This window comes from Nakamurella aerolata, assembly GCF_013002705.1.
Lineage (GTDB): Bacteria > Actinomycetota > Actinomycetes > Mycobacteriales > Nakamurellaceae > Nakamurella > Nakamurella aerolata.
Genome location: NZ_JABEND010000002.1, coordinates 406,535 through 427,991, shown reverse-complemented (window position 1 = coordinate 427,991; position 21,457 = coordinate 406,535). Strand labels below are relative to the sequence as shown.

The following is a 21,457-nucleotide window of genomic DNA, read 5'->3' as shown; positions in this document are numbered from 1 at the left end:
TTGTTACGGCCAGGTGCTGTCACCCCACTGCGGTGCGAACAGCGGGCACACGCACCCTCCATAAGCCAAACGGCGGGCCCGTGGTCAGGGCCCGCCGCTGGATGCGTGGCAGGTGAGAGATTCGAACTCCCGTAGGCAATGCCGGCTGATTTACAGTCAGCTCCCTTTGGCCGCTCGGGCAACCTGCCGTGCCCAGCAAGCGTACTACGAGCGGTGGCGCCGCCCGAAATCGATGCGGCCGCCAGTCGGCGGTCTCGCCCGGCTGCCGCTGCCGGCAGTACAGCGGGCAAGATGGGAGGCCGCAGCAGGTAAGCAAGTCGCGGTGCCAGCAGGGCTGGTGGCCGCCCGGAAGGAGACCGTCATGGCAGATCCGTCCTTCGATGTGGTGAGCAAGATCGACCGGCAGGAGGCCGACAACGCGCTCAACCAGGCCGCCAAGGAGCTGAGCCAGCGCTTCGACTTTCGCGGCACCAACACCACCGTGGAATGGGCCGGCGAGCACAACGTCACCATCACCTCGTCGACCGACGAGCGTGCCAAGGCGGCGATCGAGGTGTTCAAGGAGAAGCTGGTCAAGCGCGGCATCTCGATGAAGGCGCTGGAGATCGGCGAGCCGGAACAGTCCGGCAAGATCTACAAGGTCACCGGCACCCTGATCGACGGCATCTCCAGCGAGAACGCCAAGAAGATCGCCAAGAAGATCCGCGACGAGGGGCCCAAGGGTGTGCAGGCGCAGATCCAGGGCGATCAGCTCCGGGTCTCGGCCAAGAAGAAGGACGACCTGCAAGCCGTGATCGCGATGCTCAAGGGCGCCGGCGATCTCGACGTTGCACTGCAGTTCACCAACTACCGCTGAGCCCAAGCGCTGCACGCCGGGTCCCTCCCGGCGATGGGAAACCAGCCGGCCGGGCACGTCCGGCTGGAACTCGGCGAGGTTCACAATGTCGGCTCGCCGGTGATCACTACGCCATCCCGGAAGCGCTGCGGCCCAGCGTCGCGCGGATGCGTGAGCCTCAGAGCAGGCCGGCTTCCACCAGACCGGCCTTGATGCGGACTTGCTCGTCCGCGGTCAGCGGCAGCTGCGGCGGGGCGAGGACGGCGTTGTCGATCACGCCGCGGAGCTTCATCCCGTACTTGAAGGCGCCGAGCGCGGCCGAGCTGCGGCCGATGCGGGCCGGGTCGCCGATGCCGACGATGGTGAACAGCCGCAGCAGTCTGTCCTGTTCGGCGTTCGCGGCGGCCTGGTCGCCGCAGCGGACCCGGTCGAAGATGGTGACGTAGCCCGCAGGGTCGACGTTGCCGAGACCGGGCACGGCGCCGTCGGCGCCGATGCTCAACAGATTGTCGACCACCAGCTCAGAACCGGTGAAGACGGCGAACCCGTCAAGGCCGCGATCCTTCTTGCCCTGCAACACATATCGGAACGACGAATCGTCCCCGCTGGAGTCTTTGAGCCCGGCAAGCACTCCCTCCTGCGCCAACTTCAGGATCATCGCGGTGTCCAGCTTGGAGTGCACCGCCACCGGGATGTCGTAAGCGAAGATGGGCAGGCCCGTCGCCGCGTGCAGCAACCGGAAGTGCTGCTCGATCTCGGCAACGTGCGTCCTGGTGTAGAACGGCGCGGTCACCACAACGGCATCGGCGCCCGCGTCCTGCGCCACCGCGATGTGCTCGGCCACCCGCAACGTCGTCATGTCGATGCAGCCGGCCAGCACCGGCACCCGGCCGGCCACCTGCCGCACGGCGGTCTCGATCACGGTGCGGCGCTGGGCATCCGGCAGGTAGGCCACCTCGCTGGTGGACCCGAGCACGAACACCCCGTCGACACCGGCGTCGAGCAGGAACTCAAGTGCCCGCTGCAACGACACCACATCGACGCTGAAATCGTCGTGCAGCGGCGTGCACACCGGCGGGATGATGCCGCGGAAAGCAGGTGTCATCATGCTTGTTCTTTCTTCAGTGATCCGGCCTTGGGTGACTCGGCGTTCAGAGATTCGGCGTTCAGAGATTCGGCGCTCGGAGATTGCGCATCAGACGCGTGGGTATCCGCCGAGTGCGTATTCGCCGAGTGAGTGTCGGTCGAATCGGTCTTCAATGGTTCGGCGGCGTCCGACGGAGCGTCGGGCAGCTCCGGATGCCAGCAGCGATACTCGTGCAGCGGCAACGGTTCTGCGGTCTCGTCCGCCTGCGCGGCGGCCCCGACCCTGGTGAGCGGGGGCAAGGCGTTGGCACATTCATCGGTCGCCTTCCAGCAGCGGGTGCGGAAGTTGCAGCCGCTGGGCGGGTTGGTGGCCGACGGCACCGCTCCGGACAGCACGATCGGCTCGGTGGGACGCAGCAGGCTGGGCGTCGCCGAGAACAGCGCCCTGCTGTACGGGTGGTAGGCCCGGTCCGGGATGTCGTTCGCCGGTGCCTGTTCTGCGATCCGGCCGAGGTACATGGTGACGATCCGGTCGCTCATCGCCTGCACCGTCTGAATGTCGTGCGAGACGAAGACCATGGCCAGCCCGAGCCGATCCTTCAAGTCCATCAACAGGTTCAGGATCTGCGCGCGCACCGAAACGTCCAGCGCGGACGTCGGTTCGTCCGCCACCAGCAACGCAGGGTCGAGCGCCAGCGCGCGGGCGATCGCCACCCGCTGTCGCTGTCCGCCGGACAGCTGGCCCGGCACCGCATCGGCCACGCTGGTCGGCAGTCCGACCAGCGCCATCAGTTCCTGGACGCGTTCTCGGCGTTGCCTGCTGCTGCCGACGCCGTGCACGTCCATCGGATCAGCAATGATCTTGGCGATGGACAGCCGCCGGTTCAACGCGGTGGACGGATCTTGGAAGATCATCCCCACCTCGCGGCCGAACTGCCGGGCCCGCTGCTTCTGGCTCATCTCCCACAGCGACGTGCCGCGGAAGTTCACCGCACCCTCGGTCGGCCGCTGCAGGCCGACAATCACCTTGGCCAGCGTCGATTTGCCGCACCCGGACTCGCCGACAATGCCGACGGTCTCCCCTGCCGCGATGCTCAGGTTGGCATCGGTGAGCGCGTAGACGTTGCCGTGCCCGATCAGCTTGCGCGAGCGAATCCGGTGCACCACGTGCACACCCTGCACCCGCAGCAGCGGTTCGGAACCGGTGGCGGCGGCTGCGCCAGGCGGCGCGGCAACGACGTCCGTCATCGCCGGTCACCCCCGCCGGTTCCGGCGAGAACCTTTGCCGCCGAGTCGGTTTCAGCCGGGAAGTGGCAGGCCACCAAATGCTGCAGCGGATCGCCGTCGGGGGCCGGCTCCTGCTCACGGCACAGCCGCTCGGCCGCCGGGCACCTTTCGGAGAATCGACAGCCGGGCGAGAAGTTCGCCGGCGACGGCACCACACCCTTGATCTGGGTGAGCGGCCGGCGCTCCTGTTCCAGCGACAGCACGGCGCTGAGCAGTCCCCTGGTGTAGTGGTGCTGCGGTGTCCCCACCACGCTGGCGGTACTGCCGGCCTCGGCGACCTGACCGCCGTACATCACCACCACCCGGTCGGCGATCTCGGATACCAACGCGAGGTCGTGGGAGACCACGATCAGCGCAAATCCCAGCTCATCCTTCAAGCGCAGCAACAGTTTCATCACCTGCGCCTGCACCGTCACGTCCAGCGCCGTGGTCGGCTCGTCCGCGACGATGAGCTTCGGGTCGCGGGACAGCGCCATCGCGATCAGCACGCGCTGCCGTTGCCCACCGGACAGCTCGTGCGGATACGCCCGCAGGGTGCGCTCCGGGTCAAGATTCACCAGCTCCATCAGTTCGGTCGCGCTGCGAGTTCCCTTGCGGCGGATGAACTGTTTGAGCTGCGCGGCGATCGTCATCGCCGGATTCAGCGAGCTGAGCGCGTCCTGATAGATCATCGCGATGTCGTGCCCGAGGTGAGCCCGGCGGGCCCTGGCGGACAGCGCGAGTTGGTTGCGCCCGGCGAAGGTGATGGTGCCGGTGACCTCGGCCTCCCGCGGCTGCAGCCCCATCACCGAGAGTGCGGTCAACGACTTGCCGCAGCCGGACTCGCCGATCAACCCGAGCACCTCGCCCTTGCGCACGGTGAACGAGATGTTCTCCACCACCTGTACACCGTTGTGCCGGTGGGGAAAGCGGATCGACAGGTCGGCCACCTCGAGGATGTTTTCCGCTCCGCTGAGATCCCTTGCGGTGCGGGCCAGCCGCTCGCCGGTCTGCTGCAGCCCCGCGATCGGCAGCACCGGTTCGCGGTTCTCCTTGCCTTCTTCGACCACCTCGGCCTTGGCCGCTGCCGCAGCCCGAGCGGTCCGTGCCGACGGTGCCGCCCAGGCGTCGGAAATACCCTCGGACAACACGTTCAGCGACAGCACGGTGATCAGGATCAGCAGGCCGGGGAACAGCGTTGCCCACCAACCGCCGGTCAGCACCATGTTCTTGCCGTCGGCGATCACCGATCCCCACGACGGGTTCGGCGGCTGGATTCCCGCGCCGATGAACGACAACGATGCCTCGAACACGATGGCGTCAGCCACCATCACCGTGCAGAACACCAGGACGGGGGCGGCGCAGTTCACCGCGACGTGCTTGGCGATGATGTAGATCCGCCTCGCCCCGATCAGCCGTTCCGCCTGGACGTAATCCTCGCTGTACTGAGCTTGCACGTTGGCGCGTACCACCCGCGCGATGGATGGCATGTACAGGAACGCGATCGCGCCGATCAGCACCGGGATGGAGCGGCCGAACACCGCCACCAGCACCGCGGCCAGCGCGATCCCCGGAAAGGCCATCACCACATCGAGAATGCGCATGGTGAGCTCGTCGGCCCACCGCTTGGAGGTGGCCGCGAACGCGCCGACGGCCGCGCCGACCACCAGTGCGATCAGGGTGGCGCCCAGACCGATGGTCAGCGACCAGCGGCTGCCGTACACCAATCGGGAGAAGATGTCGCGACCGTCGGAATCGGTGCCGAGCCAGTGCTGCGTGCTCGGGCCGGACACGCTTGTTCCCAACGCATTCGGGTCGTGCGTGGCCACCAGCGGCGCCAGCAACGCCGCCAGCGCGATGACGGCGAGCACGCCGATGGCAACCCACGAGCTCCACCGCAGCCGCCGGAACCTGATGCCGGGCCGGGACAGTCGCCTGGTGAGCCCTGGCCGGATCATGTCCGACTCCGCAGCCGCGGGTTGGCAATCAGATAGAGCACGTCCACCACCAGGTTCACCAACACAAATCCGATCGCAATCACGATGACGAAGCCCTGCACCTTGGCGGTGTCGCCGTCCAGTACCGCCTGAATCATGTTCTGCCCCATGCCGGGAAGCGCGAACATGGTCTCGATGACGACCGCGCCGCCCACCAGGTAACCGATCCGCAGGCCCAACACCGTCAGGGGCGTGACGAGCGCGTTGCGCAGGACGTTCCGGCCGACCACCACCACCGGCGGCAGCCCGCCGCCGCGGGCGGTGCGGACGTAGTCCTTGTCGAGTTCCTCGACCATCGAGGTGCGGACGATCCGCGCCAGCTGCGCGGCCACCGGCAGCGCCAGCGAGACCGCCGGCAGCGTCATGGAGTTGAGCCAACCGGAGATCGAGTCGGCCGGGTTGACGTACCCGCTGCTCGGGAACCAGCCCTTGCCCACCGCCAGCCACTGCACCAGCAGCAACGCGATCCAGAATGCCGGCGCCGCAACACCTGCCAGCGACACCAGCCGGATCAGCTGATCCGGCCAACGGCCGCGGAACAGCGCGGCGATCACTCCGAGCGCCACCCCGAGAACCAGGGCGATCAGCAGTCCGAGCACCGTCAGCTGAATGGTCAGTGGCAGCGCCGACGCGATCGTGCCCCAGACCGGCTGCTTGGTGATCACGCTGGTGCCGAAGTCGCCGTGGCTGAGCGCCACCACAAAACGCACGTAGCGCACCGGAAGCGGATCATTGAGCCCGTTGGCCTCGCGGAACTGTTCCAGTTGCTCGGCGGTGGCGTTGGCGCCGTCGAATGCGGCCAGCGCCGGATCGGTCGGCGCGAACTCCATGACAACGAACACGAACAGCACAACGCCGAGGATCAGCGGGATCAGGGCCAGGATGCGGCCAACCAGCATCCGTACGACAACGACCATGGCGTAAGGGTTCTCAGACCGTCTTGACCTGGAGCAAGTTGATACCGGGGTAGCCCTGGGCCTTCACCCCGCTGATCTTCTTCGGGTCCCATGCGGTGCCCATCTTGGTGAAGACGATCGGGTAGAAGACGGCCTGGGTGCTCAGCTCGTCCATCAGCTTCTTGACCAGGGCGGTGCGCTTGGTCTCGTCCGGCTCCTTCGCCGCGGTGTCCTGCAGCGCATAGAACGCCTCGGCGTCTTTGCTGGTCCAGCGGGCATAGGTCTTGGACCACAACGATTCGCGCCCGTAGAACGCCCGGACCAGCAGGTCAGGGTCGACGCCGAATTGCTGCGGGTTGCCGGTGGACACCACCACCTGGAAGTCGGCGCCGCCGTCCAGCTTGGAGAACAATGCTTTGGTGTCCGCAGCGTCGAGGGTGGTGTTGACGCCGATGGCATCCCAGCCTTCTTTGATCACGTTGACGCAGGAGGCGACCACGGTGGTGTTGGACGTATTGAGGGTGACCTTCAGGTTCGACACCCCCGCCTGCTTCAACAACGCCTTGGCCTTGTCCGGGTCGTAGCCGAAGTCGAGCGCGGCCGGTTGGGAGGCGGCCAGTGCCGGGTTGATGAACGAGGTTGCCGGCGTGCCAGCACCTTTCAGCCCGATCTTCACCATCTTGTCGGAGTCGATCGCGTAGTGCAGTGCCTGCCGGACCAGCTTGTCGTCGAAAGGTGCCTTGGCGGTGTTGAACAGCATCCACAGCATGTTCATCCCCTCTGCCTGCTCCACCGTGCGACCGGCCTTGGTTAGCGCGGCCACGTTCTCGGCGGGGATGTTCTCGGCGATCTGCGCCTGCGGGGTGGCGCCGGAGATGGTGGCGACGCGAGCCGGCGCCTCAACGATCGACTTCCACAGCATGGTCTCGAACACCGCCGGCCGCGGGCCGTTGTAGTCGGCGAACTTCTCGAACGAGGTGTGGCTCAGCGGGGCCTGCTCGGTGACCTTGTAGGGGCCGGAGCCGACCACCTTGCCGGCGGTGGCGTCGTCCCACTTCCCATCGAAGACGTGCTTCGGCATAATCTTGGCGATCTGAATCCGTTCCAGCACATAGGGAAACGGGAACTTGAGCACGAACTCGACGGCGTTGTCGCCGGCCTTCTTGACCTCCTGGAGCCACAGCGAGAAGTAGGCGCGGATCGCGACGTTCTCCTTGGGGTCGAGCACGCGCTGGTAGGTGAAGACGACGTCGTCGGCGGTGACGGGTTTGCCGTCGTGCCACTTGGCGCCGTCGCGCAGTTCGAACTTGAGGCTCGTACCGGAGACGTCGGCCGGCAGCGCTTTTGCCAGCGCGGCATACGGCTCCCTGGTGATCGGGTCGCCCTCCACCAGTGCCTCGTAGCTGTGCAGGATGGCCGCCATGGAGAACGCCGAAGCGGTCTGGGTCGGATCCCAGCTCTGGTTGTTGCCGTAGCCGATCACCGCGGTGATGGTGGACTTCTGCTCGCCGGTCGCGTTGGTGGACTTGGGTCCGCCGCACGCCGACAGTGTCGTCCCGATCCCGGCGGCGACGCCGAGCAGACCGGCGTACCTGAGCATGGAACGCCGGCTCATCACCGGGGTGGACTCGCGAAGATGGTTCGTCATTGAAATCTCCTGAGGATCCGCGGGGGCCGCAGAATTCGGCTGTCTCCGTCGACTGGTGGACGTCGCGGTGGCCAGTCCGGTATCGCTGGGCATAGGACGTCCAATGTCCTACGTGGACAGTAGGAGGCGCGCGACCTCAGGTCAAGGCCTACGGCACAGCCGGGTGCCGCTCGGCCGCGCACCTAGGATGAGCGGCGCGGGCGCTGCCGTCGCGGCTACCCACCGGCGCCCGGTGTCACGGAAGGCAGACAGATGCGACCGCAGCGAAGCGAGGAACTGGCGAGAGCCATCGCCAACCTGATAGTGGAACGTGGCCTGCCGCCAGGAGCGCCGCTGCCCACCGAGCTCAGCCTGATGAACGACCTCGGGGTCAGCAGGAACTCCATCCGCGAGTCGGTGAAGGCGCTGCAGGCGCTCGGCATTGTCGAGATCCGCCACGGCCACGGGACTTTCGTCGGTTCCGCCAGCACTTCGGCGCTGCAGCCGTGGCTGCTGTTCCGGACCAGGGCAGGCGAGGCGACCGGACAGCGCCGGCTGCCCGACCTGCTCGAGGTGCGCGAGATCATCGAGACTGAGCTCACCCGCCGGGTGTCACTGGAGCGCAACGAAGCCATGCTCGCCGAGCTGCAGGACTGCGTCCGGCGAATGCGGGGTACCACGGTGGAGGCGGCCAGCAAGGCCGACCGCGACTTCCACGAGGTGCTCTGCAACGCGGCCGGCGTCGAGCTGGCAAGTGATCTGATCGGGCTGTTCTGGGACGTCTACCGGATGGCCGAGGCCGAACTCGAGGTGCCAAGGCCCAGGCGGGTGGCTGCCGCCATCCACCAACGCATCATCGACGGAATCGCCAGTGGCGACCCGGATCTCGCCGAAGCCGCCGTGCACGCGCACTTCGAGGAGGTCAGGCGGCGGACCAAGGCAGGACCCTACGGCGGCCGGGCCGGGCACACGGTCGGCGCCGCCAACGGCTCGGCGACCTGATCGACCGCGGCCCGGACACCGGCTCAGCGAATCAGCTCGGCGAGGTCGATCTTGCGGAAGACGATGGTGTCGGTGGACGTGCGAGCTCCGGTCTCGTACAGCAGCCCGATGGTGGAGTTGTTGAGCTGCACCAGATCCGAGTAAGCAGCCGGCAGGCCGGAGATCGGGTACGGGTCGCTGAAGGTGACACCGGCATCGCGGGACACCCGGATGGTCATCGCCGCCCGCGCCCCCGGATCCGCCGGGCCCGAGTACAACAACGGGGAGCGGGACTTTCCACCACCCTTGACCTGCAGCACACTGCCCTGCACCACCGGCCCGACCAAGGTGGCCTGCGGGGCGAACGGCGCCACCAACGTCTGACCGCCGTCGGTGGAATAGGCGTCGGCCCGGTTGCCGGGCGCACTGCCGTTGTGCTCGCGGGTGTTGAAGTACATCCGGCCGTCCAGCAACTGCGTCGCCGCGGTCTCGTTGACGTTGATGAAACCGTCGGGATTGTCGTCGACGTAACCGATCTGCCAGGTCTTGCCGCGATCGTCGCTGTAGATGCTGTGGCCGCCGTAATACTTTGCTTCGTCGCCCTGATCGCCGGACCCGGCCGGCGGGGCGATCGAGTGGTTGGCCGGCACCACGATGCGACCCCGGTGCGGCCCGGTGGTCAGTACCGTGGCGTGCCCTGGACCGCTGGCATACCAGCGCCAATCGGCGCGTTTGGTCGATGCGGTGATTTCTCGCGGAGCGGTGAAGTTGACCCCGTCGTTCGCACTGGTCTGCACGAACACTCTGCGGGAATCCTCGGCGGCCACCTCGCCCTTGAGAATCTGCTTCTCGGTGACGTTGCCGCCGTTGAAGGTGGTGACAAGGACCACCGCTCCGGTCGCCGGATCGACTGCGGGAGCGGGGTTTCCGCGCGTGTCGCCGTCGCCGTCGCTGACCACTGCCAACTCGGACCAACTGCAGCCACCGTCGGACGATCGCTTCAGCACCACGTCGATGTCGCCGGAGTCCGCGGTGCCGGCGTGCCGCCCCTCGGCGAACGCGAGCACCGTCCCACGGGTGGTGGTGACCACCGCGGGAATGCGGAAGCTGGCATAACCGTTGTCGCCGGCGGGGTACGGCACCGACTGGGTGCATCGGCCACCGGGTTTGGCGGCCACCAGCTGCCCGCCATCGGCGCTTCGGTCGGCCCGCAACGGTTGCGCACCTGCGCTGCCGGATCGGGCGTCGGCAGCCGCCGGGGCACCCGTCACCGACGAGGCCGGGGCGATGACGGCGGTGGCGCACACCGCGGTCACCGCGGCGACCACGGACACAACGCTGATCTTGCGAGAGTTCATCGGACAGCTCCTCGTTGAGCACGAACACGGGTAGATAGGACGTGGGACGTCCTGCGTTCGTACCGTAGGCGGCTTCGGGAGCGCCCACAACCGGGACGAGCCGATTCGATGGCTGTTGCGCCTCGGCCGGCGGTCACCACCACGGGACGCCGCCATGCGCCGGCCGGCCTCTCGCCGAGGCGTACCGGCCGCTGCCACGGATTGGCGATGCGGACAAACTGGCTTGGCGTCAACACCCGCCACCCGTCCGACCGCGCGAAGCCGGGCCGGCTGCGTTAGGAATGGAGCATGGACAACTCCGCGACCACCAGTCCCGTGCCGCCGAGCGAGCGGGCGATCGACACCGAGCCGCAGTATGTGGATGCGCCGCTGACCCGGGCCGCCGGGTTCCTGGTGCTCACCATCAACGACGGGGACCCGGCCGCCGCCAAGGCCCGGTCGGTGCTGGCCAGCACCGAAGACCTGATCAAGGACATCCAGATCCGTGCCGACCGCCAGTTCTTCACCGCCAACGTCGGTATCGGCCAGCGGGTGTGGGAGCGGGCCACCGGCAAGCCGCAGCCGGCCGAGCTGCGTCCGTTCAAGGAGATCAAGGGGCAGACGCACACCGCCGTCGCCACTCCGGGCGATCTGCTGTACCACCTGCGGGCCGATTCGATGGACCTGATCGTCGAGTTCGAGAAGCTCCTGCTTGAGGCCTTCGGCGACGCGGTGACCGGAGTGGACGACGTGGCCGGCTTCCGCTATTTCGATGGTCGCGACCTGCTGGAGTTCATCGACGGCACCGCGAATCCGATCGGGCTGTCGCTGCCGGCGGCGACGCTGGTGGGTGAGGAAGATCCCGACTACACCGGCGGCAGCTATGTGGTGATCCAGAAGTACCTGCACAACCTCGCCGGCTGGCGCGAGCAGAAGACCGAGGAGCAGGAGAACATCATCGGGCGGACCAAGTTCGACAACGTCGAGCTGCCCGACGCCGGTGCGGACCAGCAGAAGTCGCACAAGACGCTCTGCACCATCACCGATGAAAACGGCGAGCACGACATCCTGCGCGACAACATGCCTTTCGCTGTCCCCGGACGCGGCGAGTACGGCACCTACTTCATCGGCTACAGCCGGCACCTGTGGGTGACGGAGAAGATGCTGGAGCGGATGTTCATCGGCGATCCGCCGCCGCTGCACGACAAGATCCTCGATTTCTCCAAGGCCGTCACCGGCGTGACGTTCTTTGTGCCGGCCCGGCAGTTCCTCGCCGACCTGGACGACTGAGCGCCGACCGACAGCCAAGCGCCGGGGCCGGTGACGAGCGTTTCGTCACCGGCCCCAGCGTCAAGTCCCGGTTACCAGTTCGCGATGGCGGCATCGACCGCCCGGACGTAGGCCTGCTGTCCGTACGGGTTGGGGTGGAACAACTCCTGGACGGCGATGTTGGTGAGACCACCTCGGGGGTTCAGGCCCCAGGCACCGTTGATCCAGGCCTGTTTCGCACTGAGCGAGCTGCACGCTCCGTGGCCCTTGAACGGTTCCACCATGTCGACGAACTTGATGTCGACACCCTCGCTGCGGAGCTGCTCGGCGGCCGCCCGCATCTCACCCGACAGCCAGGCGGCCAATCCGTCGAGTCGCTCAACTTCTTCCTTCTCGATGGTCGGACACCTGTCACCCTGCATCAGCTGCGGGTACCCGGTCCACACGATCCGCGCGCCGCCGGTGTCCTGCGAGATGCGCCGAATGGTCGGCAACACATTGTTCTGCAGCTCCGTGCTGACTCTATTCTCCGCATCCGCCACCACCGGTTCTCCCAGGCATTCGGACGTCAGGCACGTCGTGACGATGTCGCCGAAGCCGAAGTTGTTGCCGCCAAGGCTCAGCAACACGTAATCAGCCTTCTGCCCCAACGCTTTCGACTGGAGTCCCTGCCCGGCCTGTGGAGCGCGGTACAGCTCCTCCTTGGTCACCAGGTTCTGCACGACAAGTTCCTGCTCGACGTCGTAGACGTTCTGCGCCACCGCGCCCGAGCAGGAGACAAAGGCGTAGTCGATCGCCGAGTTGTTCTCGTTGGTCACGCCCAAACCCGGGATCGTCACGTTCTGCTGCCAAGAATTCCGGCTCCGGTGACACATGTTGGATTTGCGGTCGTTGGTCTCCGGTTGGTAGTCACCACCCGCCTCGCCGGAGGCGTACGAGTCGCCCATGGCAACGACCCGCGGTTTGCCCGCCGGCGGCTGTTCGGCCGGTGGCTGTTCGGCCGGTGGCTGTTCGGCCGGCGGAGCCGGCTCCGGGTTCGGCTCGGGAGCCGGCGGCGGACCGACATTGGGCTGGCCGTCGTTCGGGTCGCACTTCGGCACACCGGGGGCGAACCCGTCGGAACCGGTACCGACGTAACGGTCGGGCACCCACAGGTTGTCGCTGGTCTTGTCCCAAATCGTTGAACCGTAGGCATTCTCACCGTCGGCCTGGCACACCACCTCCACCTCGCTGCCCTGCTTGTACTCCTTCACCCGCTCCCCATTGAGCTGCTTGGTGGTGCGGCCGTCAAGATCGGCCCGAACCGGAAACACATGCTTGCCCTGGTCGTTGGCCGGCGGCTCGGGGGCCGGTGGGGCCGGCGGCTCCGGCGCGGGCGGCTCCGGCGCGGGTGGTGGTGGGGTGATCGGCTGCTGCGATGCCGGTTCCTCCGGCAGCGGCACGGGCGGCACGTCAGTGCACCGCGGCAGTTCCGGCGCGAACCCGTCACTTCCGGTGCTGATGTAGGCGTCCGGGACGTATCCGCCGTCGATGGTCTTGTCCCAGATGTCGCTGCCGTACGCCGGCGAGCCCGTGGTCTGGCATTCGATGCTGACCATGGAGCCGGCCTGGTAGGCGTCGGCCTTGACGGTGCGGCTGTCGAGGCTGGGCGCCTCCCGCAGGTTCAGGGTCGCCTTGACGCGGTAGTCGAGCGCTATCCGCATCGGGTCGAACTCGGGCAGGTTGTCGACAATGCTGCCTGGGTCGTTCCCCGGGTCCTGCGGAACCGTTGGCGCCAGCAGGTTCTGCGGCCCCTGGTCCGTCGCGGCTGCCGGCTGCGGGCCGGCCGCCTGCCCTGACGTCCCCTGACCAAGAACCACGCCGCCGGCAACGATGACGGTGGCCGTGGCGACGGCTCCCCCGGTCCACCACCATCGACGCTGTGCTGAGTGCGGGTACGGCTGAAACATGACGTTCTCCCCCGTGATTTCCCCTGTGCTGCTGTGCGGCTGCACAGGCGCGTCGCTGGAATGCGGCGCCCTCTCACCATGGGCGGGTCGAACGTACGGTGTCGATGGTCTGCGCTATCCATCCTGACCGCGGAACCGCAGCGGCGCGGGCAGCGTCGAAGCGGTCAGCCGAGCCTGCGGCAGACCAGCCGGCCCGGCGCAGCGGGTCCGACGGGTCATGCTGAAGGCGGCAACGAGAAGGCGCTCAGCCGCGAAGTTCAAGGGTGCAGCACTTGATGCCGCCGCCGGCCTTGCGGAACTCGGAGACGTCCACCGGCACCGGAACATACCCTGCGGCCGCCAGTGCCTGCTGCATGCCTTCGGCCTGCTGCGCCACCACCACATTGCGTCCGTCGGAGGTGGCGTTGAGCCCGAACCACTGCGCGTCCGGCAGCGACACGTGAATCGCCTCCGGATACAGCTCGGACAGCACCCGCTGCGACTCGTCACTGAAAGCCTCTGGGATGTAGGCGATCTCGTCGTCGCCGAGAATCGTCAGCGCGGTGTCAAGGTGGTAGAAGTACGGGCTGACCAGCTCGAGCGGCTGCACCGTGACGCCCAGCGCACCGGCGAGCTCGTCATGCGCGCGGGGATCGGTACGGAAGCCGCTGCCGGCCAGCAATCGACTGCCCGTCCAGAGGTAGTCACCCTCGCCCTCGTTGACGAACGTGGGCTCGACCACCGAGTCGAAGTGCTCACGGAACCATGCCGTGTACGGCGCTTCTTCGCCGGCGCGCTCACTGTTGAGGAACTTGGCGGGAACCACGGTGCCGTCGATCACGGTGCCGGCGTTGGCGGCAAACACCATGTCGGGCAGGCCGGGCGCGTTCTCGATCACCTCGACCTGGTGCCCCAGATCCAGATAGGCCTGCCGCAGCGTCTCCCACTGCCGCATGGCCAGCGCCGGGTCGACCGGGACGTCGGAGTCCATCCAGGCGTTGATCTCGTACGTCACCTCGAAATGGGTCGGCCGGCACATCAGATACCGGCGCGGGCGCGCGATCTTGCCGGTGGATGCGTCCGGGGTCGCCGTCCCGGGGGCCGCCGCTGGGACGGCAGCCGCCGGGGGCTCGGTGGGCTCGGCAGCCCCGGCGACGACGGTGGTGGCGGGCGAAGCAGCAGTCATGCTCACGACGATAGGATCTGACCGAACGGAACGACAAGCGACTCACGGGACGAAGGGAGCACGGTTCGTTGCAGATGGACGAGATTGACCGGCATATCGTTTCGTGTCTGGTGAAGCAGGCCCGCAGCTCGTTCCGCGAGATCGGTCTTGAGGTGGGTCTGTCGGCACCCGCCGTGAAGCGGCGCGTCGACCGCCTCCAGGACGAGGGCGTCATCACCGGTTTCACCGCGCAGATCGACCCGGCCCAGCTGGGCTGGACCACTCAGGCGTTCGTGTCGGTGACGTATTCCGGCAACATCACCCCGGCGCGGATCCGGCAGATCCTCACCCCCATCCCCGAGGTGGTGGCGGCCTACACGGTGTCGGGCGACGCCGACGTGCTGGTTCACCTGCGGGCGGCCGACATGGCCCAGTTCGAGCAGGCCCTCGAGCAGATTCGGGCCTCCGGCGCGGTGGCGCGCACCGAGTCGACCATCGTGCTGTCGTCGCTGCTGGACCGGCCAACCATCGGCAATGCCGGGAGCGGCCGGGTCGGCTGAGCCCACCCGGCCGGGTCGCGAGCGCACCACGGACGGCCGCCGCAACCGGCATCGGCTGCCGCGCAGCGCCGGCGTCGGCGGGTAGGGCAAGATGGCGGTTCGTGTCCGCCGCACCCGCTTCGCCGGCCTCCGCGCCGGCCATCCCACAGGCCTATGTGTTGCTCGTCGCCGGGCCGTCCGGCAGCGGCAAGTCGCGGCTGGCCGACCGCAGCGGGTTGCCCGTGCTCCGGCTCGACGACTTCTATCGCGCCGCGGACGACCCCGGCCTCCCGCGGCTGCCCGGCGGTCAGGTCGATTGGGATCACCCCGACTCCTGGCACGCCGACCGGGCGCTGGAGGCGGTGATCACGCTGTGCCGCACCGGGTTCACCACGGTGCCCGACTACGACATCGCCACCAGCTCCGTTGTCGGCGCCCGCGAGTTGCGGCTCGGCGGCGAACACATCGTGGTGGCCGAGGGCATCTTCGTCTCGGAGATCGTCCGCGGCTGCCGGCAGGCCGGGGTGTTGCTGGACGCCTGGTGCGTGCACCGGCCGCGGCTGGTGACCATGGTGCTGCGGTTGCTGCGCGATCTGCGTGAGCACCGCAAGTCGCCGTTGTTCCTGCTGCGCCGCGGCATCCTGCTCGCTCGGCGCGAACCCGCGATCGTGCGCAGGTTGGTCGCCGCCGGTTGCCGGCCGATCCGGCCCCGGGCCGCCGCCCGGCAGCTGCGCCGCTACCTCGTCGCTCAGCCGGCGAACAGCCGTTTGCCGAACCAGTCGCCCGCGGAGTGAACGCCGGGCGGACAGGCAAAGGTACCGCCGCCGAGGTGGGTGACGTACTCGTTCATCAGGTCGCCGGCGCCGAGCTTGGTCTGTAAGGCCTTGAACTGCGCCGGATCCCGCTGGAACGAGACGAAGAACAGTCCGGCCGCCAGCCGGCCGCTCACCGGATCCTGGCCGTCGGTGTAGTTGTAACCGCGGCGCAGGATCTTCACGCCGTTGTTGTTCTCGGGGGCTGCCAACGCCATGTGGGAGCGCACGTCGATCAGCGGTTTGCCGTTGGCTCCGGTCTTGTGGAAATCGGGGACGGTGAACTCCTGTCCACCGGACAGCGGTGCCCCTGAGTCCTTGCGGCGCCCGAAGATCCGTTCCTGGTCTGCCAGGAAGTCGGCATCCCATGACTCGATCACCATGGCGATCTTGCGGGCCACCAGATACGTCCCGCCCACCATCCATGGCTGGTCCGTCGCGGCGTCGTCCACCCACACGTACCGATCGATGTCGGCGGTCTGGTCGGCGTGCAGGTTCCGGGTGCCGTCCTTGAAGCCGAACAGGTTTCGCGGCGTTGTCTGCCCGGTTCCGGTGGCGGAGGCGCGGCCGAACCCCAGCTGCGACCAGCGCAGCACCGCGGTGCCGCGGGCGATCCTTGTCAGGTTGCGGACCGCATGGAACACCACCTGCGGGTCGTCGGCGCAGGCCTGAACACACAGGTCCCCGCCGGTGAGCTCTGGCCGCATGTCGCCCTCACCCGGCAGCTTCCCGAACGGCCGGAGCGCGGCCGGCATCTTGTCCCGCAGGCCGAACCGCTCGTCGAACATGGATGCGCCGAACCCGACGGTGATGGTCAGTGAATGTGCCCCGAGATCAATGCCTTCCCCGGTGTCGGTCGGCGGACGGTTCGCCGGGGTGCTGCCGCCGCTGACCGGCTTGCCCTGGGTGAACCTGGCGGCGGCAGCGGCCCAACGTCCCAGAAGTTGTTGCACGGCAAGCGGATCCATGGTGGTCAGGTCGAAAGCGGCGAACATCATCTGTTCCTGTTGCCGGGTGGTCACCCCGGCCTGACGCTCGCCGTAGAACGGCACCACCGCGTCGTCGGCACCCGCGGTGTTCACCGCGTCGGCGCCGCCGCCGGAGCCCGGCCGGGCGGACGACACCGCACCTGATGATGCTTCGGACGCGGCCGGTGCCGAACCTGAGGATCCGGCCGGCACCGGGTTGGTCGCCGCGCCCACCTCGGCCGGCTTCGACCTGCCCACCGCGTACCCGCTTCCGCCGCCGATCAGCAGCCCGGCCGCGCCGAGCGCAGCTCCGGACAGCAAGCTGCGCCGGGACGGGGCAACCGATCTACCGGGTTCGGGCGGCGAATCGCTGCCGCCGGCGCGGTTGTCGTTGCCGGACGCCGGTGCCGGCTCGCCAGGCGGCTCGGGAAGTTTCGGGGTGCTCACCCTGCGGACGCCACCTTCGCGGAAACCTGCGACAGCGGCTCCTGAACGGCCAGCAGGGCATCGGACAGCTGCTTGATGTCGGCCTGGGTGAGCTTGTCGTACGGCTGATACCCACCGAGCGCCTTGGTGTCCGCGTGCTTGTCGAGTTGCTTGTTGAGCGCGGCGAAGGCCGCGGTGATCGGTGCGGGCCGCTGCGGGTCGATGGTCTTCAGCGCCGGCTCCAACGCCGCGAACGCCTGCTGCGAACCCTCGACGTTGGCGGCGAAGTCAACAAGGTCGATGCGCGAGTAGCGCTCCTCCTCGCCGGAAATCTTCGTCTTCTGCACCTCCTCCAGCAGTGACGCGGCACCGTTGGCGACCTCGTCCGGCTTGTAGCCCTTGCCGTTTCCGGCCTTGGTGTCGGCCGCCAGCTGCGCGGTGAGCTGCTTCAGCTTGGCAACGTTGCTCACCAGCTCAGCAATGAAAGGTGTTGCGGCTGCGATCTTTTTGTCGGTGAACAACGCCTTCTCGATCTGGTGGAAGCCTTTCCACCCCGCGGCCGGCACGTCGCCGTCGCGGGCGTCGATGTCGGGGTCGAGGTCGCCGAACGACTCGGCAACCGGCTCGATCCGCTCGTAGAACGGTCTGGCGGCGGCGTAGGCCTGCTGCGCGGCTGCAAGATCCTTGCCCTGCAAGGCTTTCTGCAGCTTTGCCACCGCCTCCACCAGGAATCCGGCCTGGTCGTCGACGTAACCGGCGTACTCGACGGTCGCCTGCTGCAGCTGCTGCGCCACGTCGCCGGTACTGGTGGCCGCCTTCCCGGTGACGGTGAACGGCTGGTTCTCGGTCACCGCGCCCGGACAGTAGATCTGGTACGAGCCCCCGTCCAGCGTCGCCGAGAACTCGGAGTCGAAGCCCGGCGCCAGGTTCTCGCGCTCGCCACGGATCCGGTCGCCGTCCATCAGGTGCACCTCGTTGACGGCGGTGGCGTCGAGGTTGGCGATCTTGAAGGTGACGGGGCCGGCCGGCACCGTCACCGGATCAACGGCGCAGCCGCCGTCCGCGGTGATCGAGATCTTGACGGTGGCCGGCGCGCCGGCAGCGGTCGCAGACGCCTGCGTCGCAGCACCTGCCCCGGCCGGCGCAGCGGCGGACGAGCCGGCAACCGACTGGGCGGCAACGGATCCGGCCGGACCGGCCACCGTTGCCGCAGCTGGTGCGGCTCCGCTCGTACCGCCGGCGGCGGGGGTGGCAGCGGCATTGGAGCCGCTGTCGGAGCTGCATGCGGTCAGCAGCAGCGCCGCAGCACAGCCGGCCGCAACGAGGGCCACACCGCGGCGGCGTTGCCCTGCGGCCGCCCGCGTCGGCTCGGTGGACGGGCGCGACGCTGGACCTGCCGGGCGGCGGGGCGAACCGATCATGCTGAGGCTCCTTCGGTACTGGCTGGCACGGGAGAGGTAGTCGATGCGGTAGTAGTTGGCGGCACGGTTGACGTTGCTGGTGCCGTCGAAGTTGCTGGTGCTGCCGAGGTTGTTGGCACTGTCGAAGTTGTTGGCACTGTCGAAGTTGTTGGTGCTGTCGACGTTGTTGGTGCTGTCGAAGTTGTTGCTACTGAGACGTCTTCGCGACGTCCGGTGGCCGGCCGGCGCAGCACCAGCACCATCCCGGCGGCCAGCACCAGCACCGCCCAGACACCCAGCACCCACGGCACCACGACGCCCCACAGCTCGGATCGCTGACGGTCGGCGGCGATCGTCGCGGCGGCGGCCGCGGCCGCGTCGGTGCTGGCCGGGTCGGAGCCGATCGGGCCGCCGCCGGCGTCGACGCGGAACGTGCGGCCGGCGGCAGTCTCGGCGATCACTCCGTTCACGACGGTGCCGCCCACCGTCAGCGGGGCTGCGGTGCGCACGTCCAGCACCAGCGACGGCGTCCAGGTCAGGGTGCGGGTTGCGGTGAGATCGCCAGTCGCGCTGCGCAGGCCGATCGGGTAGCGACCACCGTTCAGCTCGGCCACCTGCGCCGCGCTGAGCGTTGTCGCTCCCGGTGCGGCCAGGCCGACCGCGGTGCCGGTGTAGTGCTGACCGGACCGGCCGGCAACGGCTTGCGCCCCAGCCAGTTCCACGGCAGCGGTGCGGTCGACGGGGAACTCGCCGTCGGCGGTCCGGACGGTGCCGCGCAGCGTGAGGGTTGCCGACGATCCGGCGACCCGGTCGACGGTGATCTGCACGTCGCCCTTGGCGGCACCGGTCAGCGTGAAGCCGGCGGTGGCGGGGCCGCTCGGCGGGGCGACCACCAGCGCCAGCGTCACCGCAGCAGCACCGGTGACCGCCCCGGCGCCCAGCAGCAGCCGGGCCACCACCGGCCGGCGCAGCGGCCGACGCGGTGGCCAGCACACCACCACCAGCATCGGCAGCACGTACAGCAGCCAGGCGAGCAGGTCGATCGCGGTGAGCTGGGCGCGGATTCCGAGTACCCCGGTGAGCAGTGATTCCTGGACGGAGCCGGGCGCGATGAAGCCGGAGAAGTCGAGCCAGACCGTGCGTCCGATGGTGATCCAACCGGCTTCGTAGGCATGTTGAACGGCCGACATCAGCACCCCGCCGGCCACCAGAACCAGCACCACGCCGGTGATCCGGAAGAACCGCGAGAGGTTGAGTCGGACCCCGCCTCGATAGATCAGATATCCGAGGGTCACGGCGATCGCGACGCCGAGCGCCGCCCCGATCAGGGTGGACGCCGCCGAGCCGGTCTGAGCGGCCGCGACCAGAAAGACGGCGGTCTCGATGCCTTCCCTGATCACCGCCAGAAAAGCCATGCCCACCAACGCCAATGCGCTGCCGCTGGCGAGTGCCCCGCCGACCGCCGCGCCCAGATCGCGCTTGAGATCTTTGGAGTGGTTGCGCATCCACAGCACCATCCAGGTGACCATCGCGACGGCGACGAAACCGATGCTGGCTTCCACCATCTCCTGCTGCCGCTGCGGCAGGCTGCCGGACAGCACACTGAGCGTGACGCCGATGCCGAGGCACAGCGCCACGGCAAGGCCGACGCCCAGCCACATCCGGCGGAGCGCGGCGGCGTTGCCGTCCTGGTGCAGGAAAGCAGCAATGATGCCGACGATCAGCGCCGCTTCCAGGCCCTCACGCAGGCCGATGACGAAGGTGGCAAGCATCGGTGACGACTTCTCCTGTCCGCGCCGGATGGCGGCCGTCGGTGCCGGCACGGCAACGCGACGTCGGCGACGCGGATGGAGTGTAGGCAACCCTTAGTAAGGTTACCCTGACCGATGGGACCGGCCCGCGTCAAGCCACACCTGGCTCGGACCCGGGCCGGTCGAGGTGAGACGGCTCACGGCCGCAACAGCCAGCGGCCTCGCTGTCCGCCGGAGGCCAGCGCGTCGTAGGCGGTGCGGAAGTCCTTCAGCGGCACCGTGCCGGCGATCCGCACCGTCAACCGGCCGTCCGCCACCAGTTCCAGCAATTCGGCAAGCCGTGCGGCGTCCGGTTGCACCAACACCGCGCTGGTCTCGATCCCCCGCTCCGACGTTGGCACCGCCACCGGCATCACGCCGTGGAACCGGCCACCGTCACGCACCGCCGCGAGCGCGGTTTCCTGCAGCCCGGCGGCGTCGAATACCACATCGAACTCGGCCCGCGGCAGCGTCGTCAGCAGGTCGGTCGCGCCGGCCCCGATGACGAAGTCCTTGTCGGTGGGCCGGGCAAGCGCGCTGACCTGCCACCCGCGGTCGGCAGCCAGCCGAACCGCGAAACCGCCGACACCGCCCGCCGCACCGGTGATCAGCAGCGACCGGCCGGCCGGATCACCGAGATCGTCGAGCGCCTGATCCGCGGTGAGGGCGGTGAGCGGAACGGTTGCGGCCGCGGTCAGCTCAAGCCCTCGCGGAACCGGTGCCACCGAATCTCTTGGCACCGCAACGATGTCGGCGTGCGCACGGGGTTTGCGGCTGAGGTCGGCGGCCAAGCCGGCCACCCGGTCGCCGACGGCAAGGTCGGTGACGCCGGCGCCGAGCGCGGCTACCTCGCCGGCGAAGTCGTAGCCGTCGCCCACCACGTCCGGAAGGCCGAACGGCTCCCGCAGAACACCCTGCTCCACCAACAGATCCGCCGGGTTGACGGCGGCGGCACCGACTCGTACCAATACCTCTCCGGCCGCCGGTGTCGGCTCCGGCGACTCTTCCAGCTCCGCGTACTGCCGACCGGCTCGTGCCACTACTGCCTTCATGTCTGCTCCTACCAACGAGTTCGCTGCCCGGTGGCCGTAACTCCACCACCTCCGGGATGAGCCGCTCCGGCCCACAACTCCAT

The 21,457-nt window shown here is 68.2% G+C and carries 17 protein-coding genes and 1 tRNA gene; 5 read left to right on the top strand and 13 right to left on the bottom strand.

The genetic code is table 11. The annotated features are described in order from the left end of the window. Positions 1-106 precede the first annotated feature (106 nt). Positions 107-188, bottom strand: a tRNA-Tyr gene (locus HKD39_RS05160). 173 nt (positions 189-361) lie between these two features. Here HKD39_RS05160 and HKD39_RS05155 point away from each other — a divergent pair. Further along, positions 362-856 carry a YajQ family cyclic di-GMP-binding protein gene (locus HKD39_RS05155; protein WP_171198733.1) on the top strand — a complete coding sequence of 165 codons (495 nt, stop codon included), beginning with the start codon at positions 362-364 and terminating at the stop codon, positions 854-856. A gap of 157 nt (positions 857-1,013) precedes the next feature. Here HKD39_RS05155 and HKD39_RS05150 read toward each other — a convergent pair whose 3' ends face one another. The 5 genes from HKD39_RS05150 to HKD39_RS05130 are packed head-to-tail and all read right to left on the bottom strand — an operon-like array spanning position 1,014 to position 7,728. Beyond that, entirely contained in the window at positions 1,014-1,943 is a 930-nt protein-coding gene (locus HKD39_RS05150) for a dihydrodipicolinate synthase family protein (RefSeq protein WP_171198732.1), read from the bottom strand. Beyond that, positions 1,940-3,169, bottom strand: a complete 1,230-nt coding sequence (locus HKD39_RS05145) for an ABC transporter ATP-binding protein (protein ID WP_171198731.1) — start codon at positions 3,167-3,169, stop codon at positions 1,940-1,942. The genes HKD39_RS05150 and HKD39_RS05145 overlap by 4 nt, the downstream gene beginning before the upstream one ends. Further along, positions 3,166-5,145 carry a dipeptide/oligopeptide/nickel ABC transporter permease/ATP-binding protein gene (locus tag HKD39_RS05140; RefSeq protein ID WP_171198730.1) on the bottom strand — a complete coding sequence of 660 codons (1,980 nt, stop codon included), beginning with the start codon at positions 5,143-5,145 and terminating at the stop codon, positions 3,166-3,168. The genes HKD39_RS05145 and HKD39_RS05140 overlap by 4 nt, the downstream gene beginning before the upstream one ends. Continuing rightward, positions 5,142-6,101, bottom strand: coding sequence for an ABC transporter permease (locus HKD39_RS05135; protein WP_171198729.1), 960 nt, complete (start codon positions 6,099-6,101; stop codon positions 5,142-5,144). The genes HKD39_RS05140 and HKD39_RS05135 overlap by 4 nt, the downstream gene beginning before the upstream one ends. Positions 6,102-6,114: 13 nt before the next feature. Next, complete coding sequence (locus HKD39_RS05130; protein WP_171198728.1) at positions 6,115-7,728, bottom strand: ABC transporter substrate-binding protein; 1,614 nt, start codon at positions 7,726-7,728, stop codon at positions 6,115-6,117. A gap of 252 nt (positions 7,729-7,980) precedes the next feature. Between HKD39_RS05130 and HKD39_RS05125 the strand changes: the two genes are divergently transcribed. Beyond that, entirely contained in the window at positions 7,981-8,709 is a 729-nt protein-coding gene (locus tag HKD39_RS05125; RefSeq protein ID WP_171198727.1) for a FadR/GntR family transcriptional regulator, read from the top strand. Positions 8,710-8,732: 23 nt separating this feature from the next. Here HKD39_RS05125 and HKD39_RS05120 read toward each other — a convergent pair whose 3' ends face one another. Then, positions 8,733-10,046 (bottom strand): sialidase family protein, encoded by a 1,314-nt coding sequence (locus HKD39_RS05120; RefSeq protein ID WP_171198726.1) that lies wholly within the window; start codon positions 10,044-10,046, stop codon positions 8,733-8,735. Between the two features lie 288 nt (positions 10,047-10,334). On the opposite strand from HKD39_RS05120, the gene HKD39_RS05115 reads away from it, so the two are divergent. Further along, positions 10,335-11,315 (top strand): Dyp-type peroxidase, encoded by a 981-nt coding sequence (locus HKD39_RS05115; RefSeq protein WP_171198725.1) that lies wholly within the window; start codon positions 10,335-10,337, stop codon positions 11,313-11,315. Positions 11,316-11,386: 71 nt separating this feature from the next. Here HKD39_RS05115 and HKD39_RS05110 read toward each other — a convergent pair whose 3' ends face one another. Both HKD39_RS05110 and ddaH read right to left on the bottom strand, forming a co-directional pair. Beyond that, entirely contained in the window at positions 11,387-13,243 is a 1,857-nt protein-coding gene (locus HKD39_RS05110; RefSeq protein WP_171198724.1) for a GDSL-type esterase/lipase family protein, read from the bottom strand. 244 nt (positions 13,244-13,487) lie between these two features. Continuing rightward, positions 13,488-14,408 carry a dimethylargininase gene (gene ddaH, locus HKD39_RS05105; protein ID WP_212753986.1) on the bottom strand — a complete coding sequence of 307 codons (921 nt, stop codon included), beginning with the start codon at positions 14,406-14,408 and terminating at the stop codon, positions 13,488-13,490. 74 nt (positions 14,409-14,482) lie between these two features. Between ddaH and HKD39_RS05100 the strand changes: the two genes are divergently transcribed. Together HKD39_RS05100 and HKD39_RS05095 are read left to right on the top strand one after the other, a co-directional pair. Continuing rightward, entirely contained in the window at positions 14,483-14,947 is a 465-nt protein-coding gene (locus tag HKD39_RS05100; RefSeq protein ID WP_171198723.1) for an Lrp/AsnC family transcriptional regulator, read from the top strand. 101 nt (positions 14,948-15,048) lie between these two features. Further along, entirely contained in the window at positions 15,049-15,720 is a 672-nt protein-coding gene (locus tag HKD39_RS05095; RefSeq protein WP_212753984.1) for a uridine kinase family protein, read from the top strand. Here HKD39_RS05095 and efeB read toward each other — a convergent pair. From efeB to HKD39_RS05075, 4 genes are all read right to left on the bottom strand, one after another. Continuing rightward, positions 15,675-17,153, bottom strand: a complete 1,479-nt coding sequence (gene efeB, locus HKD39_RS05090; RefSeq protein ID WP_343074603.1) for an iron uptake transporter deferrochelatase/peroxidase subunit — start codon at positions 17,151-17,153, stop codon at positions 15,675-15,677. The genes HKD39_RS05095 and efeB overlap by 46 nt on opposite strands. Continuing rightward, positions 17,150-18,553, bottom strand: coding sequence for an iron uptake system protein EfeO (gene efeO / locus HKD39_RS05085; protein ID WP_171198722.1), 1,404 nt, complete (start codon positions 18,551-18,553; stop codon positions 17,150-17,152). Before efeO ends, efeB begins: the two co-directional genes overlap by 4 nt. Then, positions 18,550-20,355 (bottom strand): iron uptake transporter permease EfeU, encoded by a 1,806-nt coding sequence (efeU, locus tag HKD39_RS18645; RefSeq protein ID WP_212753982.1) that lies wholly within the window; start codon positions 20,353-20,355, stop codon positions 18,550-18,552. Before efeU ends, efeO begins: the two co-directional genes overlap by 4 nt. Before the next feature lie 125 nt (positions 20,356-20,480). Next, positions 20,481-21,374: an NADP-dependent oxidoreductase gene (locus tag HKD39_RS05075; protein WP_171198721.1), complete on the bottom strand. Its 894-nt coding sequence runs from the start codon at positions 21,372-21,374 to the stop codon at positions 20,481-20,483. Positions 21,375-21,457 lie beyond the last annotated feature (83 nt).